General features: G+C 44.6%; 15 protein-coding genes. 3 read left to right on the forward strand and 12 right to left on the reverse strand.

From position 1 onward, the window contains the following. Positions 1–145 precede the first annotated feature (145 nt). Both MHH49_RS30340 and MHH49_RS30345 read left to right on the forward strand, forming a co-directional pair. A complete protein-coding gene (locus MHH49_RS30340; protein ID WP_341138761.1) occupies positions 146–1,546 on the forward strand; it encodes an RsmB/NOP family class I SAM-dependent RNA methyltransferase in 1,401 nt (466 codons plus the stop codon). A 112-nt stretch (positions 1,547–1,658) separates the two neighbouring features. After that, positions 1,659–1,754, forward strand: a complete 96-nt coding sequence (locus MHH49_RS30345) for a sporulation protein YjcZ (RefSeq protein ID WP_197069771.1) — start codon at positions 1,659–1,661, stop codon at positions 1,752–1,754. Between the two features lie 70 nt (positions 1,755–1,824). Here the strand turns inward: MHH49_RS30345 and MHH49_RS30350 are convergent, their stop codons facing one another. From MHH49_RS30350 to MHH49_RS30360, 3 genes are read right to left on the reverse strand one after another with little or no spacing between them, the layout of a single operon-like run. Then, the gene (locus MHH49_RS30350) at positions 1,825–2,415 is read right to left on the reverse strand and encodes a class I SAM-dependent methyltransferase (protein ID WP_076100850.1); all 591 of its coding nucleotides are present in this window, start codon (positions 2,413–2,415) and stop codon (positions 1,825–1,827) included. A 15-nt stretch (positions 2,416–2,430) separates the two neighbouring features. After that, entirely contained in the window at positions 2,431–3,072 is a 642-nt protein-coding gene (locus MHH49_RS30355; RefSeq protein WP_036689381.1) for a histidine phosphatase family protein, read from the reverse strand. Positions 3,073–3,099: 27 nt separating this feature from the next. Beyond that, entirely contained in the window at positions 3,100–4,038 is a 939-nt protein-coding gene (locus tag MHH49_RS30360) for a ketopantoate reductase family protein (protein ID WP_076100852.1), read from the reverse strand. A gap of 163 nt (positions 4,039–4,201) precedes the next feature. Here MHH49_RS30360 and MHH49_RS30365 point away from each other — a divergent pair, with 163 nt between their 5' ends. Then, positions 4,202–4,771 (forward strand): TetR/AcrR family transcriptional regulator, encoded by a 570-nt coding sequence (locus MHH49_RS30365; protein ID WP_036689376.1) that lies wholly within the window; start codon positions 4,202–4,204, stop codon positions 4,769–4,771. Here MHH49_RS30365 and MHH49_RS30370 read toward each other — a convergent pair. The 9 genes from MHH49_RS30370 to MHH49_RS30410 form a co-directional block, all read right to left on the reverse strand. Further along, complete coding sequence (locus tag MHH49_RS30370; protein ID WP_244886461.1) at positions 4,762–5,760, reverse strand: ABC transporter ATP-binding protein; 999 nt, start codon at positions 5,758–5,760, stop codon at positions 4,762–4,764. The two genes, MHH49_RS30365 and MHH49_RS30370, sit on opposite strands and share 10 nt — an antisense overlap. A 34-nt stretch (positions 5,761–5,794) precedes the next feature. After that, a complete protein-coding gene (locus tag MHH49_RS30375; protein ID WP_036689373.1) occupies positions 5,795–6,577 on the reverse strand; it encodes an ABC transporter permease in 783 nt (260 codons plus the stop codon). Then, positions 6,574–7,395, reverse strand: a complete 822-nt coding sequence (locus MHH49_RS30380) for an ABC transporter permease (protein ID WP_036689371.1) — start codon at positions 7,393–7,395, stop codon at positions 6,574–6,576. Before MHH49_RS30380 ends, MHH49_RS30375 begins: the two co-directional genes overlap by 4 nt. Before the next feature lie 48 nt (positions 7,396–7,443). After that, positions 7,444–8,616, reverse strand: coding sequence for a serine hydrolase domain-containing protein (locus tag MHH49_RS30385; protein WP_038569878.1), 1,173 nt, complete (start codon positions 8,614–8,616; stop codon positions 7,444–7,446). Positions 8,617–8,759: 143 nt separating this feature from the next. Further along, positions 8,760–9,158 (reverse strand): hypothetical protein, encoded by a 399-nt coding sequence (locus MHH49_RS30390; protein ID WP_339211764.1) that lies wholly within the window; start codon positions 9,156–9,158, stop codon positions 8,760–8,762. Between the two features lie 162 nt (positions 9,159–9,320). Beyond that, positions 9,321–10,877, reverse strand: a complete 1,557-nt coding sequence (locus tag MHH49_RS30395) for an extracellular solute-binding protein (protein WP_341138762.1) — start codon at positions 10,875–10,877, stop codon at positions 9,321–9,323. Positions 10,878–10,933: 56 nt separating this feature from the next. Continuing rightward, positions 10,934–13,228, reverse strand: coding sequence for a DUF4962 domain-containing protein (locus tag MHH49_RS30400; RefSeq protein ID WP_341138763.1), 2,295 nt, complete (start codon positions 13,226–13,228; stop codon positions 10,934–10,936). 2 nt (positions 13,229–13,230) lie between these two features. Continuing rightward, positions 13,231–15,309: a heparinase II/III domain-containing protein gene (locus MHH49_RS30405; protein ID WP_341138764.1), complete on the reverse strand. Its 2,079-nt coding sequence runs from the start codon at positions 15,307–15,309 to the stop codon at positions 13,231–13,233. Next, positions 15,306–16,067, reverse strand: coding sequence for an SDR family NAD(P)-dependent oxidoreductase (locus tag MHH49_RS30410; protein ID WP_076143279.1), 762 nt, complete (start codon positions 16,065–16,067; stop codon positions 15,306–15,308). Before MHH49_RS30410 ends, MHH49_RS30405 begins: the two co-directional genes overlap by 4 nt. Positions 16,068–16,101: the final 34 nt, after the last annotated feature.

A 16,101-nucleotide genomic window follows, 5' to 3' on the forward strand; every position in this document is an offset into this window, starting at 1 on the left:
CTTTACAATTGCCCTGTGTACTGTAAGACTTGGCAATTATGATATAGTTGAATATATGTAGAATTTCAGGTACGATTACGTTCCCCATACCTTGATTTTATCGGTATAAACATGAAACAGCAACTAAGAAAAAGGAGAATGAGCTATGAAGGAAGAACAGCTGCCTGCCTCTTACACCGCATCTATTAAAGAAATGCTGGGGCAAGAGGCAGATGCTTTTCTAGAAAGTTATTCAGCACCACGAACTCAAGGACTGCGCTTTAATCCGCTAAAAAGCACCTCAGCCATAGGCCAAGTTGCGGTGGACCGTACAGTCTCACAATTTAATTTGAAACTTATCCCATGGTGCCAGGGCGGGTTTTATTATGATGAGCCCGCTCGACCAGGCAGGCATCCTTACCATGCCGCTGGACTATATTATATTCAGGAGCCTTCCGCAATGTCCGCAGCTGAACTGCTGGCACCTGAACCCGGTGAAACCGTCCTCGATCTTGCAGCAGCCCCTGGAGGTAAAACTACGCATATCGCTGGTTTAATGCAGGGACAAGGCCTCTTAATCTCTAATGAGATTCATCCGGAACGCGCAAAAATTCTAGCAGAGAACGTTGAACGTCTGGGCATTAAGAATACCCTCGTAACCTGTGCAACACCAGAACAGCTATCTGTGCGTTTCCCGCAAGCTTTTGACCGAATTATGCTGGATGCTCCTTGTTCTGGAGAAGGCATGTTCCGAAAAGATCCAAAAGCCATTCAAGAGTGGTCTCCTGCTCATGTAGTTATGTGCGCAGCGAGACAATGGGATATCCTGCAAGACGCCTACATTATGCTTAAACCAGGGGGTACTTTAGCCTACTCTACCTGCACCTTTAACCGTCAAGAGAATGAAGAAACCATTGCTCGATTGACGGCTAGTTACCCCGATATGGAACTACTCACCTGCAAACGCCTTTGGCCGCATTTAGAAAAGGGCGAAGGTCACTTTGTAGCACTCCTGCGTAAGCAAATTGACACTGCATCCGTGAATGATGATGCCAACCGCAACGCCAAAAAACGCCGAAGTAAAAACAAACCAAAAACTAATTCTTCTGTACGCGATGCCTACCAGCTTTTTCAAGACTGGGCTGCGGTAGAGCTGCCTGGTCTTTCATGCCAAGGTGTGCCACTGCTCTTCGGCGAATCCCTTTATTTGCTGCCAGAATCCTTTAATGGCAATCTCCATACCGGGCTGCTGGACGGACTGCGTATTCCACGAGCTGGACTACATATCGCCCATTTGAAGAAAAATCGGATTGAACCTGCTCATGCATTAGCTATGGCACTACAGCCCATACAAGCTTCACGAAGCTTTGATCTCAGCAGTGATGGCCCGGAAATACATGCTTGGCTACGTGGTGAAAGCCTGCCTGTCCCCAGCGAATTACATGGATGGACACTTGTAACTTTAGATGGTTTGCCGATTAGTTGGGGCAAAGCGAGTTTAGGGCAGCTTAAAAATCATCTTCCTAAAGGATTACGTATCCTAAAAGCCCATATTGACGAGCAATAGGCCATAGACCAGTACAACAGGCCCTCTTCGGCATATGATGTCATTATCTCAGAAAGCTGCGACATCAGTCACAGCAATTGAGAAGAAGACATAAGTTGAGGAGGAATAAATCATGGGTGAATTTCATGGAGGAGCCTTCACTTCGACCGGAGCGATTTTGGTACTTTTCATCTTGCTGGTCATCATTTCCCGTTCGTTGTTTGTTTAATACCTTCCCGGCTTAAATAGCTGGTGAAACGAAGCGGCTGTGTCGTCCTTTTTGGGGCGGTGCGGCCGCTTTATTTCTTTCCAACATAACATCTCCATTTGTTATTCTCGTGAATATTTACCGTCTGAAAGCCCGATTTCCGAAATAACTGCTCCATCTCTTCGTTCTTAGTGAATTGCTTCATATGATAATTGATTTTATAGATCTCAGAAATAATAACAAATGTACCGCCTGCCATCAGCACCCTAAATGCTTCACTTATATCGTGTTCGAGGTCCGGCCAGAAATAATGTGTCTGAATCGCTGTGATCGTCCCAAAAAATCCATCGTTGAACGGTAACGCTGACACATCTCCCTGACTAATTTTCACCTTACCAGCGATTACAGCCTTATTGTTTTTTTGAATAGATGTCTCTACAGCTTGTTCTGAGTAATCTATGCCGTAAATTTCATGTTGTTTATTTTGTTTTGCTAACGTATGTATAGTTTGACCGCCACCACAGCCTATGTCCAGGATAGGATCGCCGCTCTTAATTTCTATTTTTCTAAGTCCCCATGTTGTGATGCTGGTATGTGCCTGATTCATGATTTTGATCATGATATTTCCTACGAACCCTCTAGGATTCTTGGCTTGCTCAATCAGCGCATTCAATAAACCCATATTTGTACCTCCCAATCAATTGGCCATACCAGCAGCCTGATCACTTGATATATGTTCCGTAAGATTTTCTGCTGTAACTGCCCACTTATCTACTTGATACTCTATTTTATGAATACTAGTATATGAAGTCGGGAAATGAGCATTCTTATTCGTCCACGTTAGCCCTTTTAAAATATGGTATATAACATTAATTACGCCACCATGAGTGACCACAATTACATTTTCATTTGGATCAGTACTCTCCAGTTCATTACATAGTTTTGAGAAACTTGAACTTATTCGCGTAAAAAATTCCTGAGGACTTTCTCCTCCTGGAAATCTCTCATCCATTCTTAAAGCCGAGAAATAAAGACCCGGGTATCGTTCATTTACGATTTCATGGGGCATTCCAGCGATTACACCATTGTTCGTTTCTCTCCAATACTGGCTGCTTTCAACAGGCAAATCAAGCTCTCTGGCGATCTCATTTGCTGTATCTAACGCACGTTGCAAATCACTACAAAGAATACGGGTTATGTTAAAGCTAGATTGATTTTCCTTAAGATAATATCCAAGACGTTCGGCTTGTCTATATCCCTCTACTACAAGTCCACGTTGACTCCAACCTCCACGAAAGCCTTCATCATCTATTCCATGCCTTATAAAATATATAGCCATCGATTGTATACCTCCTGAACAAGATTGTTATACATTTGCATTAAACTTCGAAAACGCTTGTTTTTTAAGTTGATCCCAATTGGGCGTTGCAATGTTTGCTTGTTGCTTCAAAATATCAAATGAATTAAACAAAGCCGCTATTTCGCTGAAAGAACCGTCCACTAATTTCATAAACGGTAATTTATGAATTATTGCCAGACCATAATATACAGCCTGCTTGTGCTTTCGAACAAAGTTAACTTGACCTGCTGGAGTAACAGTATAGCTTAATTGCTCCATGATTTGAAACCCCTCGTCCATTACTGAAATGGCTTGTTTTAATAGCTTCTTATCTTTAGATACCTTTTTCAAATCCCCGTCATGCAGATAACTAAGGGAGTTCAAAGCCACTATTGGCACGATATGACTTTTGAGCCAAGCATCCATATCCTCATGATAAGTTAGCTTATACTTAGCGTTCTCAAACGCTTTTTCCAGTAAGTGTTTTATTGGAATCTCACCGTCTAAACTGCCAAGTACCATTTGCCCTCCTGCGTGTATTTTAATAACACGACCGCTCGTTTCCCGAATTCCTGCACTAAGTTGAAATCCGAAGAGTATATTTTTCCTCACATTGCTCATTTCCTGGAGATCCTTTTGCATGCCAAGAGCATCGCCATTGTTCCCCACAAGAATTATATTCAGACTCTGATTCTCAGCTAGAATAGGTAACACAGATGGAAAATCATTATATTTCATAACAACAAAAATAAGATCATAGAGATCATCGGATCGAAGCGTAGAGATGACCTTTACTGTATCCACAGTGTTTTTAATTTGAAAATAATGGCGAAGCACAAGCCCGTCTTTCGTCAATTGCTCTGCTCGCTTCCCTCTGGCAAGCATGGTGACATCATTTCCCCCACGCACTAGAACATGCGCAAGATAGCTGCCTAATACTCCCGCTCCAAAAACTAAAACTCTCATATTTAGCTCCTCTATCCCTTTTTAGACATTTGTTGAATTTTGATCAACTGTTCGATAAAATCAGATTATCACATCTCCGGTAGGGTTCAATCGTTAGTTTGACCGGTTTTGTTGATTTTTCAACAAAATACAATACATTGTTTAATAAAAAGGGAGTCTTATCATGGATAGAAGAATTAAAAAAAACCAAACAGCCATCATGAATGCATTAATTCAACTGATGGCTGAAAAAGATTTTGAAAAAATAACGATCAACGAAATCGCAGAGCGTGCTGATGTAAACCGCGGAACGATTTATTCCCATTATGCGGACAAATACGATCTGATGGATAAATGCCTGGAGGCTCAGCTCCAGCAACTAATCGAAAGCTGCTCCGCAGTGGAGGATGAAACCGAACCCAATCCCTCGAAGGCGTCATTGCTCCGCACGCTGGAACAATTGGAGGAGAATGCTCTTTTTTATAAGACTTTATTAAGAAACAAAGCTCTGCTCTCCTTTAGAAACCAATTACAAGAAATGATAAATGAGCAGATTAAGGTACAATTTTTAGAAAACAATTTTAATCTCGATGAGCTGAGTAAAGATATATCTGTGCAATTTTTAAGTTCGGCGACTGTCGGAGTGATTGAATGGTGGTTTACCCATAGTAATCCTTGCTCTGCAAAAGAGATCACTGAAAAGTTATGGTCCATGCTCGATCTAAATCTGCAGATGATCCGTTCTCAAGCTTGAATATGTTCTCCCATATCCATCTCATAAATGGAGCTGATAATTTTTTCAATGGGAATCTCCTTAATGGATATATCAAGGATCTCTACTTTTTCGCTAAGAATATGCAGAAACTCGCCCATTTTACATTGCTCGGTATCGATCAGCAGCTCCACTTCGTAATCCGATATTCTTTCCGATATCTGAGTGCCAGGCAGATCAATATTTCCAATAGTTGTGGCGGCTGAAAGCCTAACTACTTTTTGGGCACCCAGATGCAGTCGAAGTTCAGAGAACTTGTCGTCATATACTTTTTTCCCTTGATGAATTATAAGTACTCTTTGAACCAAACGCTCTACATCTTCCAAGTCATGTGTTGTCAGAATAAATGTGGTGCCTTCCTGATTCATTTGCTTAATGAATTCTCTGATTCTTTGTTTAGCTATTACATCCAGCCCGATCGTTGGCTCATCTAAAAAAACCACAGGTGGTGAATGAAGCATCGCCATAATAAACTCGCATTTCATTCGTTCTCCCAGGGAAAGGGTGCGCGTGGGCTTAGTAATAATATCGCCAATCTCAAACATGTTTACAAATTGGTCTAGTCTTGTACGAAAGTCGTTCGTAGGAATATCATAGATTTCCTTGTTCATATAAAAGCTATCCAAAGGGGGAATGTCCCATATTAACTGCGATTTCTGTCCGAACAATACCCCGATTTGTTTTACATATTGATTTTTCTGCTTATGAGGGTTGTACCCTAGAACATTTATTTCGCCCGAGGTAGGATAGAGAACGCCTGTCAGCATTTTAATAGTCGTAGATTTCCCTGCACCGTTTGGACCCAGAATGCCAATGATTTCTCCTTTTCCAACACTAAACGAAAGATCTTCTACAGAGGTAATTATCGATTTTTCACGGTGAAACAGACTTTTAAATACACTTTTTGCATCTTGTCCACGGTGATAGGTTTCATATTGCTTGGTTAAGTTCTTGACGGTAATAATGTCCAAGTGAAATTCTCCTTCTTAGATCTTAACTAATCTTTTATCCTCCGGCGCTTTTGTAACTGCGAAGCATATATGTATAGAGCCAAATTCCGAAGGCAGCAAATAATACACAAGGAATAATCGCTATAAAAAAATAGGGTTCCCATCGGCCAATCAGTGTAGATGCTGGAAAGTAGGCAATCATGGAGACCGGAAACAGAAAAGAACTCACAGCTACGACTGCCTTAGGAAAAATCGTCCCTGGATAACGTCCAAAAGACTTAATGCTCTCAAACATCTCCGGCAAGCGGGAATTCGCCACCCATTTGAAGGAAATCGCTGCCACAATAAGCGCCACACCGAACATAACAAGCAGCCCTGCACCAAACAACAACAGGAACAATAACCAAGAGCCTATGGTCATCCCATCGATTCCGCTAAGTGCGTATACGAACATGATTACTCCTCCACCTAAAAGCCCGATACTTTCGAACTCAAAAGATCTGGCCAACAGCAGAAAAAGGCTCGAGGTCGGTTTAATTAATACCACTTCCAAAGTCCCTTCTACAACATGAGACATCGTATTCCACATAATTCCGTTAAAAAAAATCCCGGCACAAGCCGTAGACAGAATAAAAACGGATTGAATTAACAGCGCCTCTTTAAAGGTCCATCCTGCAAATGAAGCATTCGAATTATAAATAAATACCGTTACTAGAGGAAACAACACATTCCCTATGAGCATGATAAGACTATTAAGAATAAAGTTAACACGATAAGTGATAGCAGAAGCAATATTCGCCTTCATGCAGGTTTTATATATTTGATACATACGTTTCATGCGCCCACCCCCGTAAAATGCTTAAGCGACACCGCATACAGCACCCGGCAGACAACTCCGGCAATAATTACGGCTATGAGCTGCAGCAATAACACTTGAGGAATAGGTAAGCTTATATCAGCTAAAGTATAGCTACCTGTATAGACCATTGCTGGAAGAAAGGCCGTATATTGAAACGGTAAGAAAAAGGACGCCATTTGTAAGGATTTTGGGAAAAATACTAATGGAATCAGCGATCCTGAAAATATCCCTTCGCAGAGATTAAAAAAATTACGAATACTAGAGGATTGCACCATCCAAAAGGCGACCATTCCAATACTATAATGAATGAAAAAATTCATCATAAACGCCATAGCTATTGAAAGAATCGCGTAGAGTAAATTTGCGGGTAAGACATCAATATGAAAAATAAAGAAAAAGATCATAAAGCAGGGTAAAAATTCAAACAAAAGCCCAAGTACCCTATGCCCTGCCTTCTGAGATAAAGCAAAGAACATATGATTTAGCGGTCTTAACGAAAACGTAATGAATTTCCCGGTACGAATAAGCATTTGTAAATTCCAATCGGCAAAATCCATAGTCAGATAGTTGATCAACATCGTAGCACAAAAATAGGAAAGCATTTGGGAGAGTGACATCCCGTTGATGTAAGATTCCCCGCTATAAACAGCGCTCCATATATAATACTGCACTAAAAAGTACACTGGGCCTACAAAAATAGAAACCATCGAATGCGTCCTGTACGCACTCCATTCCTTATAAGTAACAAAAGCAACCGCCCTCATAATGCGAAAGCGGTGCTTTATCATCTCAAACATAAGTCACATCCTGCCTATCTATAGATATCACATAAAAAAGTCTTTTTCTTATTCGAGTCCGGACCAGATCACATTGTTTGTACCGAAAATCCCTCTACCGTCCCATATATTTTTATGAAAAGGGATATACCAAACGGCAATCAGCTTTTCTACCGGATCAACGACCAAAGAACAAGACCCCCATCCTTCGTGAAAAAAAGTGCCTTCAGAATAAGATGTACTTTCATTATATCGAAGGTCTGGCCCAAGACCGTATGGTCTATCCGCTCCTCCATCTCCCCATGCGTAGTTTGGAATTTTTTCAGAATTGAACCGCTTGGTCATTCTCTGAACAGCCATCCGACTTAAGACATGACCCCCTTCGTATTCCCCATGGTTAAGCAGCATGATTCCGAACTTTTGTAGATCATTAACGGTTGAATACAGTCCCCCACCAGTTCCGGGAGTCTTGATTTCTTCCTCAGACCTTTGTTCTTCATCCGTAATTTCCCCGTTTTGCAGCTTCTGAAGATATTCCTTGGCTTCTTCCGAACGAATAGCGATCCTACCAGCTTTCTCAGGCGGTATATCAAAGAAAGTATCTGTCATGCCTAACGGTTTTACAATGTGGTCCATTATGTAATCTTCTGCAAAAACACCTGTTATTTTCTCAATAATTGCACCAAGAACCACGTATCCAAACGAGGAATACATCCATTGAGTCCCTACCGGAAAACGAATGCCATAGGAAAGTCCAGCTTTAATCCAGTTTTCTTTTCCAAGCTCTGATTCATAAATATACCACCATGCACTTTTATAGTAAGTATCACTTATAGTTCCATGATCAGGTGCGATGCCGGAGGTATGAGTCAGTAAATGAGCAATTGTAATCGGCTTAAAAGGGTCGGCATCAAACTCTGGAAGAATAGAACTAACTGGTTGTCCCATAAAAATTTTTCCATCATCTGCAAGCTGCCAGATCGCTGTTGCCGTAAACAGCTTGGTAATAGAAGCGATTCGAAAAATTGTATCCGTTTTCAATTCTTGGTCGCTATCTTCTTCGTAACTGAAGCGTCCCCCCGCTCCATTGGCAAATATTTTTCCATAACGACTAAGAGAATAAATATAGCCATCGGCTACTTTCTTATTACAGAGATCCTCATAAAAATGATTAAGTGCCTCTAATCGGTCCTCCCTGTAATTCACTTCGTTCAGCTTGCTAAGCTCTGTGGATGATAACATTATTCGCACTCCCCCTTATTATTCAATAAAATACATGATGTATAAATATCTTGCAATAAAACCCAAATAATTGAAAGGGTGATTTTGCATATAACTATTTTATACTGCTCCAATAATTCTGTAACAGCAATGCTGTAATCTCGTTAACGGTTTGTCGTTAGAGATTTAACTAGTGCCATTCCACTAACCAGACCAAATACTACCCCATCATGTATGCTTGCAAATTTGTAAATCTCTATGTTCGAAATGTTAAAATACATTACTAAAATCGGATACATAAGCAGAAGAAAACTTGGAAGAAACACAATAAACAACAGCGGCAAATTAACAATAAAAGCTTTAGGTAATCCTTCTAACAACGCCAGATAGATCCCATAGACAAACGGGACAATAGCCGTGATCCACACAGTATTTTCTAATTGATAGTTCTTTTGTGCCTCTTCAGTGTAATGACTAATTAGCGAGTTGCCATAATGTAATAAGAGCGCCCCCACTATGATCCAGACAAGATAATATAAAAATTTTGAATTCCGCATCTTCATGAAATCACTCCGTTTCTTTTTAGATAGTTCATTAGAATGTCTCTATTTAACTTACCATATAATCCATACTTTGGATATTGCATTAAAGTAAACTGGTCCTAACTAAAAAGGCTACCTCTCGGCAGCCCTTAAATTGAATTCCAACTCCCCTGGAGGATAAGTTTATCTGCGTGGCATGGTGACGCCTGCTTTGTTGTTATATTTTTCCGTAGCTTCCTTGATGACATCGTTACCGCCCTTAGAAAGCCACTCCTCCACAACCTTCGGCCAGTCGCTGATAGGTTCCTTGCCATATACCATCTTTACCATGTGCGTCAGCAGTACCGGAGGAGCCGTGTCCGAGTTAGGTGCAATGTCTGGATTCTTCACCAAGGCATCTAGCCGCGGGTCGAACTGAATTCCGTCACGGCCTTCGTTAGCCAGAATAGTATCATATACATTGATCAAGCTTCTGCCTTCTTCTGTCATGTTAAGGACACCCTTATTATAAGTAGTATCCTGCACCATCCAGAGGAAAGACTGGCGGTAGCGCTCCTCATCTATAGCAGCGGAATCCGCAGGAGAAGTGTACACGATTTTGCCGTTCTCTTCCTTATAGGTTTCGTCCTTGATCCCAAAGGTAAAGAAGGTCTCAGCCTCTTCGCTCAACATCCAGTCAAAAAATTTCACGATATCCGCAGCATTTTTCGTACCTTCCTTGATAAAGTAGGTGCGCGTGGCGGAGCCGTACAAGTAGGAGCCTCCTTTTCCATCAGGTCCAACTGGCGAAGGAATAATCTCCAGCTTGGCGGATGGCGTCGTAGCCTTCAATTGTTGCTCCCACTGCAGAAGCTCGTTGGCATTCATCGTCCACATGCCCGCTTTGCCTGAGAGAATCGCATTTTTGTAGTTGGTCGGGTTAATGGTGGCAAATTCCTTGTTGATTAAACCCTCTGTATACATGGTGTTGTAGGTTTGTAACGCCTTCATCATATTTTCGCTATCCATAAACTTCGGCTGAACCTGGCCGTTTACTTCCTCTAACATAGTCAGGTACGGAAAAACATCATAAGCGCCAAAGAAAGCGTCGGCATATTTGAAGTCTTGACGGCCCATGTACGGGTTCTCTATCCCCAGCTTTTTGAAGGCACGCAACACAGTCAAGTACTCATCGACCGTTTTTGGAACCTGCAAGCCGGTTTGATCCAGCAGGTCCTTGCGAATCCAAGTCGCCCGGCGGGAGGGATTGGACAGAAACTCCGGTATTGCGTAAATTTTCCCTTGATAGGTGACGTTCTCCCAAGCTTCCTTCGGGATTACTTTCAAAAGGTTCTGGCCGTTTTGCTGCAGCAGATCATCCAAGGGCATGAACACACCAGCTTCAACGGAACCAGCCATTTCCTTGCCATTTACGCCGCCCGAGCCTTGAACGACATCCGGAATATCATTAGTGGCGAACATCTGCACCATTTTCTGTTCGAACTCTTTATGAGGAACCAACACAATATCCAAGTCTGTGTTTGTCATCTCCTCCAGCTTTTTCACCCATTTGTCCTTATTCAAGTCGGGTGATTTCTCAACATAGTTAAAAGCCAGCGTCCGCATCGAGATCGAGAATTCAGTTTTCTGCGGCGTATTTGACGAACCTCCGGCAGTCTCTTCTTTGTCCTTGTCCGAGCAACCTGCAATAACGGTAGCACCCATTACGGTAGCCAGACAGATGCCAATCCATTTTTTCATAATATAACCCTCTCCTTGTACAATGGGGTGTATACGTAAATGAAGATATTTTAAGGCTAATAAGCTTTTGGGATCTCAACCCGGTGGGTAATTCCCTGATTCGTAAAGTAGACATGAACCCCATGGTCCTGATCGTCCATAAAGTACGATACGTAATCCCGGCTTCCTGATTTTTGGGGAATCAGAAGAGTGACGATCCGATGACTTACGGCCTCTTGGGTAGAGGCAGTCAAATGCCAATGCTCGGGCAGCCCTTCCCATTCTTTCGGATCTACATCTGTAAATTGATTGCTTTGGCTAAGTGTCATTTCTCCCGAGGAACTATAGACAAATCTGCCCTCCATCTGAGCTTTTTTACCATTTACTTTAAAAGATTGATCCTTCAACTTCATGGGATACAGTGTATGAAACAGCCAATCCAATTTTCCCGGACGTTCCAGCTCGACACTGTCTGCGATAACAAAGTAAGCGCTATCAAAGAAAAATATTTCCCGCACATACCGCTTGATATAGGGTACATTCTCGCGGTAGGCTTCGGTGGCATCCATTTGCGTGTAGTTGATTCCGGGCGTACTATACGCCTTCAACACCTTGCCGTAGGCTGCCATGTTCTTCGACTTGTCCGTGCCAGCATATTGGCCTTTGCCGTCAATAAGAATTGCGTTCTTGGAGCGGGTCTGCCTACGCCACTGCATATGCATCGTACTGTTGAATGCAACGTAATAGCCGCTTTCAATAGCCAAAGGCTCGCCGAAGGCATGCAGCAGGAAGGCGTTTTGATCCCCATGGCTATGGCTCACAGAGCCGTAACGGCTGCTCTTGGTCAACAGCATGATATGTTCCTGCGGATCCTCCATCCGATGATGCATGGCCACCCATCCCACATCCTGAAACCACTTCAGAGGTTCTGCAGCCACCGGTGGCTCTGAAGAAATCTGCGGATAATCTGTGCGATAAACCATTTCATCGAACCGGAAATCCCACCAGCCGTAGTTATAGAAGATCATCTGGGTGTCAGGGTTCAGTTCCTTAGTTTGCTCAAAATACCATTGGTACTGGCCATTCCCGGTTAAACCGGCAAATTGGCGGATATTGATGCCCGTTTTGAGATTGACCGGATCTCCCAGTGACGATTGATCGCCGAAGCTGGCCCTCACGGTATCCGGACTGAAGCAATAGAGCGGAAAGTCACCGGTTTTGCGAAAGAAAGGACGGTCATAGAAATTGATTGCCATGTATTTGCGAATTAGATTGAGCGCCTCCGTAACGAATGCCATCTGAGTGGTCCAATACATCGGACCTTCGGCCCACCCGCCATCTTTGCCACCCCATGGAGTATACATGGCGGAGAAGTACTCCAGCGTATAATCAAGCCATTCCTGCGCCTTCTCCTCCTCACCCAACATGGAAATACAACACGGTACGAGTACAGAGGATAAAGAGCGGATCGCATGGCTGTCATAAGGAACTTGATGGATGCGGGAACGTTCGATGACATGGAATGCGATCTGCCCGGTTCTTCGCAGTAGCGCCTGCCTTACCTTAAGGCGTTCTTCTTCCGCCAGAGAGCCGTGAAGCCAATCATAGCCCCATGCCAACGCTCCGGCTATGCGAAAGGAGCATTCATCATTGTAATCCCGGCTGGTGGTACCATCCGTGTTCCAGCTTGCAGCATGAAGCAGCCACTCTTTAGCTTTGGCGATAAGCGCCTCGTCCTCCAACACAACTCCAGCTATAGCAAGATGCCGGACAGCATAGAAAACTTCCTGGCAGTCCATATACATCTGCCGCCATAGTGTGGCGACACGCTTATTATCTGGATACGGTGCAGGCTCGGGAATAAGCTCGCGCTTTGTCCAGGGTAAAACGGAATGCTTCAGGAAGTCATCCCAGCCAGTGGAAATGGGGTCTTGGCGGACAACTTCCCGGTAAGACGGAAGTTGCTCCGCTTGAAGCCATAGCCGCGGATGGTGGGCGGAAGCAGTTGAATATCGTTCTGTACGGGAAGGCAGTGGCGTTAGCGGCAGTTCATCCTCCACCACAAAAGCTCTTACTTTACTCCACTCGGAACGGATATCATTCTCCCCGATAAGACTGTATCGCCAATAATACGAGCCGGGCGCCAACGGCTTATCCGGGGTAAACAAATTATAGGGAATTCTGCTGTAGGTCAACGTACCTTCCGGCTCAAATCCAGTGTTTGAGGAGATCTGCAGCTCGTACATACTCTCTTCTAGACATGCAGGCATCCAAGTAAACCGCGGAGGATTCTCTCCAACATCTGTATGTTCATCTGGCCCATATGACAGGTCGAGTACGCCGCTGGTAGGTTGAAATAAAGGTTCTAACATCTCTACTCCTCCGTATTCCGGGACTTTTCCTGAATCAGTCCCGCTTTAGGGTCAAGGCAATAGACCACTACTTGCCCAGTTGTTGCTATTTGGATTCGGGGCGGTTCGCCCACCTGACTCACTAGCTTCAGTACAGCAGGTTCGTGACCGTCCCGATAAACCGTAATAAAATTAACCGACGGTCCTTTGTGCCGAAGCATAATACCTCGTAGCAATCTACTCGGGTCTTCGGCATTACCCGGTGTGCGGATTTCATACATAGTGGAGCCGGGCGCCAGTAGAGTACTCGTGGATACTTCATACTCCCGGCCGGTGCTCACTCCATCATAACGGATATTCCACTCCGTATTTAACGGACAATCCGTCTCATTTTTCATTGCGGACAGTACTTCTACTGAGCCATAACCTGCTTCCAGACCAAGGACTGCCGGAGAGTCCGTCTGGACACGGTGAAGGTCGAACGGTAACAGCAAATGTCCCGTCGGATGAAACCATAAGTCCACTTCCTGATCCCGCTCCGTCACCTGCTCAACATGAAACCAATCCAACAGCCAACCGCCGGCCAATACAAGATGCCGGTCTAGAACAACTCCTTCATAGGCGCCGTCTGAGCGAATCCATAAGTACGTAGCATTGCCTTCCTGACGGAATTGACAGCAGCTTCCGGTATGTGGAGCTTGGGAGCGCCCTCCGATGGTAACCGTGTTATGGCTCGCGGTTTCGGAATACCATTCCTTCCGCAAAACAGATCCATAAGGAACCATGCCCAGCTCGGGAGCAACCTCCCCCCATCGGTGCATAATCGTGATATGAAGCTTATCAAAATGCCCATGTGATCCGCCATGCTCTCCGAAATCCGCCAGAACGGACAACGGATTGCCCGGGTGGCGGAGCACGGCGAATCCGGAATCCGGCAGTAGAACAGAGTCTCTCACCCTGTAACTGGTCTGAAGTTCCTTACTCTCACCTGCTCCATACAGCACTGCCTCCAGACCAGTCCTTAATTCCTGTCCATATAGATACCTATAAGCATTCGCCAGTATTGGCTGGAGACTCGGGTCTTTGTAAACCGCAATACCTATTTCAAATACTTCAGCAATTTCTCGGGCGAAAGGAACGCGCGCATAAGGACCATCATGCACGGCTGGAAGCTCCCCGTTATCGCCGCTAAGCTCTACCAGCAACTGAAACATGCCACGGATGGATTGTCCCTGATCTCCTTTGGCAGCATAGAGGTCAACCCCAAAGCGCCCGGACATCTCGGCTGCTATGAGATAAGCCCGCAATACAAAAATGTGGTAGTACGTGCTGCCTTCAAATTCAAAGCCATCTGGCTTCACGCCAATGGACAGATGATGATAGAATCCGCCTTCTCCCTCCAGCAAAGAAGCAAGCTTTTCTCTGGTGCCTTTGGCGGCATATACACAAGCCAGGCTAGCGTTCAGCCATGCGGTATAATTGTTCTCTGCATTCTTCTTCTCGTAAATGAGGATGTGGCGGTATTGCTCCATGCTCTCCTCCAGCATCGTGAAGAATGTTTGAAGCCTCAACTCTTCTTCCTCAGTGAACGTTACTCCATAGTCCACAAGAAGCAGATAGGCCCGAATAAGCGTGGTGGACCAGATAGCCTCTGTCAGCGCCTGATGAAAGGCACGGCCACTAAGCATCCAGGGTTGGGCATCGGGATGAACCGGATACAAGGGGAACTGCTCTGCATAACCGACAAGAATCTTCCGGGCTAAGCTGCTATAGAATTCTTCTCCGTCTGCGGCGAATACCGCGGCAGCTTGCAGGGCGTATCGCGCCATCGCCTGATGCCGGTATACCAGCCATGCTCCCCGGTAGGGTTCACCTTCCAGCTTGCAGCCCTTCGGGCAAGAAAAAACAAACGCATCTTGCTCCATAACATCGAAGATTAGCTCAGTATGATGCTGGGGACATACATATTGGTGCCACCAGCCACCAGGCTCTGACGGGAGCAGAATCTCTTCTCTCCGGAAGGGATCCAGCTCCATTTTCAATTTATCCACCTCAAGACCAACCCAGGAAAAAGTATCTGCTTTCTCCTTAAGGTTCATCATCGCATGAACAAGCCTCCGTTAATTTCAATAATTTCGCCTGTCAGATAATCCGACAGCTCTGAAGCGAGGAAGAGTGCCACATTGCTCACATCCTGTGGAGCACCTTCCCGGCCCAGCGGAATCTTTGCAATCGTTGCCTGTCTTGCCGCATCCGCAGTAAAGGTAGCATGGAAAGCGGTCTGACCGATAAATCCGGGAGAGATAGCGTTTACATTAATTCCATGAGGACTCAGCTCTTTGGCAAGTCCCTTGGTATAAGACCATACCGCAGCTTTGCCCGCTGCATAAATGGAAGCCCCCGGTCCGCCGCCGTCATGGGCCGCAAGGGAAGATACATTGATGATTTTACCGCTTTTCTTGGCAATCATTCCTGCTGCTACGGCTTTGCAGGCAAACACGCATGATTTAAAATTGACGTCCATCACCTTGTTGTAATGCTCTTCGTTCATTTCAGTATTTGGAACCCTATTGATCATACCGCCTGCATTGTTGACGAGAATATCGATGGTTCCGCCGAAATGCTCCTCTATTTCCTTTACCATATTGTCCAATTGGGCAGGACTTGTTGCGTCTGCCTGAAAAGCATGAGCTTCTCCTCCGGCCTGACGGATCGCGTCAACCGTCTCCTCCGCAGAACCAAACAAATAGTTTACCGCCACTTTGGCGCCGGAAGCAGCCAAAGTCTCCAAGATTTGTCGGCCTATCCCTGCATTGGACCCTGTAACAAGCGCAATTTTACCAGTCAAATCAATTTTCATTGCATATTTCCTCCTAGTAGTAGTTTTTTCTGAA

It is taken from the genome of Paenibacillus sp. FSL F4-0122, assembly GCF_038002845.1.
In the GTDB taxonomy this organism is placed as follows: domain Bacteria; phylum Bacillota; class Bacilli; order Paenibacillales; family Paenibacillaceae; genus Paenibacillus_AQ; species Paenibacillus_AQ odorifer.

What these genes read in the sequence shown, in the direction of transcription:
- MHH49_RS30405 (WP_341138764.1), bottom strand. Translation starts at nt 15,309, where the DNA reads ATGATGAACCTTAAGGAGAAAGCAGATACTTTTTCCTGGGTTGGTCTT.
- MHH49_RS30340 (WP_341138761.1), top strand. Translation starts at nt 146, where the DNA reads ATGAAGGAAGAACAGCTGCCTGCCTCTTACACCGCATCTATTAAAGAA.
- MHH49_RS30400 (WP_341138763.1), bottom strand. Translation starts at nt 13,228, where the DNA reads ATGTTAGAACCTTTATTTCAACCTACCAGCGGCGTACTCGACCTGTCA.
- MHH49_RS30345 (WP_197069771.1), top strand. Translation starts at nt 1,659, where the DNA reads ATGGGTGAATTTCATGGAGGAGCCTTCACTTCGACCGGAGCGATTTTG.
- MHH49_RS30355 (WP_036689381.1), bottom strand. Translation starts at nt 3,072, where the DNA reads ATGGCTATATATTTTATAAGGCATGGAATAGATGATGAAGGCTTTCGT.
- MHH49_RS30410 (WP_076143279.1), bottom strand. Translation starts at nt 16,067, where the DNA reads ATGAAAATTGATTTGACTGGTAAAATTGCGCTTGTTACAGGGTCCAAT.
- MHH49_RS30375 (WP_036689373.1), bottom strand. Translation starts at nt 6,577, where the DNA reads ATGAAACGTATGTATCAAATATATAAAACCTGCATGAAGGCGAATATT.
- MHH49_RS30395 (WP_341138762.1), bottom strand. Translation starts at nt 10,877, where the DNA reads ATGAAAAAATGGATTGGCATCTGTCTGGCTACCGTAATGGGTGCTACC.
- MHH49_RS30350 (WP_076100850.1), bottom strand. Translation starts at nt 2,415, where the DNA reads ATGGGTTTATTGAATGCGCTGATTGAGCAAGCCAAGAATCCTAGAGGG.
- MHH49_RS30380 (WP_036689371.1), bottom strand. Translation starts at nt 7,395, where the DNA reads ATGTTTGAGATGATAAAGCACCGCTTTCGCATTATGAGGGCGGTTGCT.
- MHH49_RS30385 (WP_038569878.1), bottom strand. Translation starts at nt 8,616, where the DNA reads ATGTTATCATCCACAGAGCTTAGCAAGCTGAACGAAGTGAATTACAGG.
- MHH49_RS30365 (WP_036689376.1), top strand. Translation starts at nt 4,202, where the DNA reads ATGGATAGAAGAATTAAAAAAAACCAAACAGCCATCATGAATGCATTA.
- MHH49_RS30360 (WP_076100852.1), bottom strand. Translation starts at nt 4,038, where the DNA reads ATGAGAGTTTTAGTTTTTGGAGCGGGAGTATTAGGCAGCTATCTTGCG.
- MHH49_RS30390 (WP_339211764.1), bottom strand. Translation starts at nt 9,158, where the DNA reads ATGAAGATGCGGAATTCAAAATTTTTATATTATCTTGTCTGGATCATA.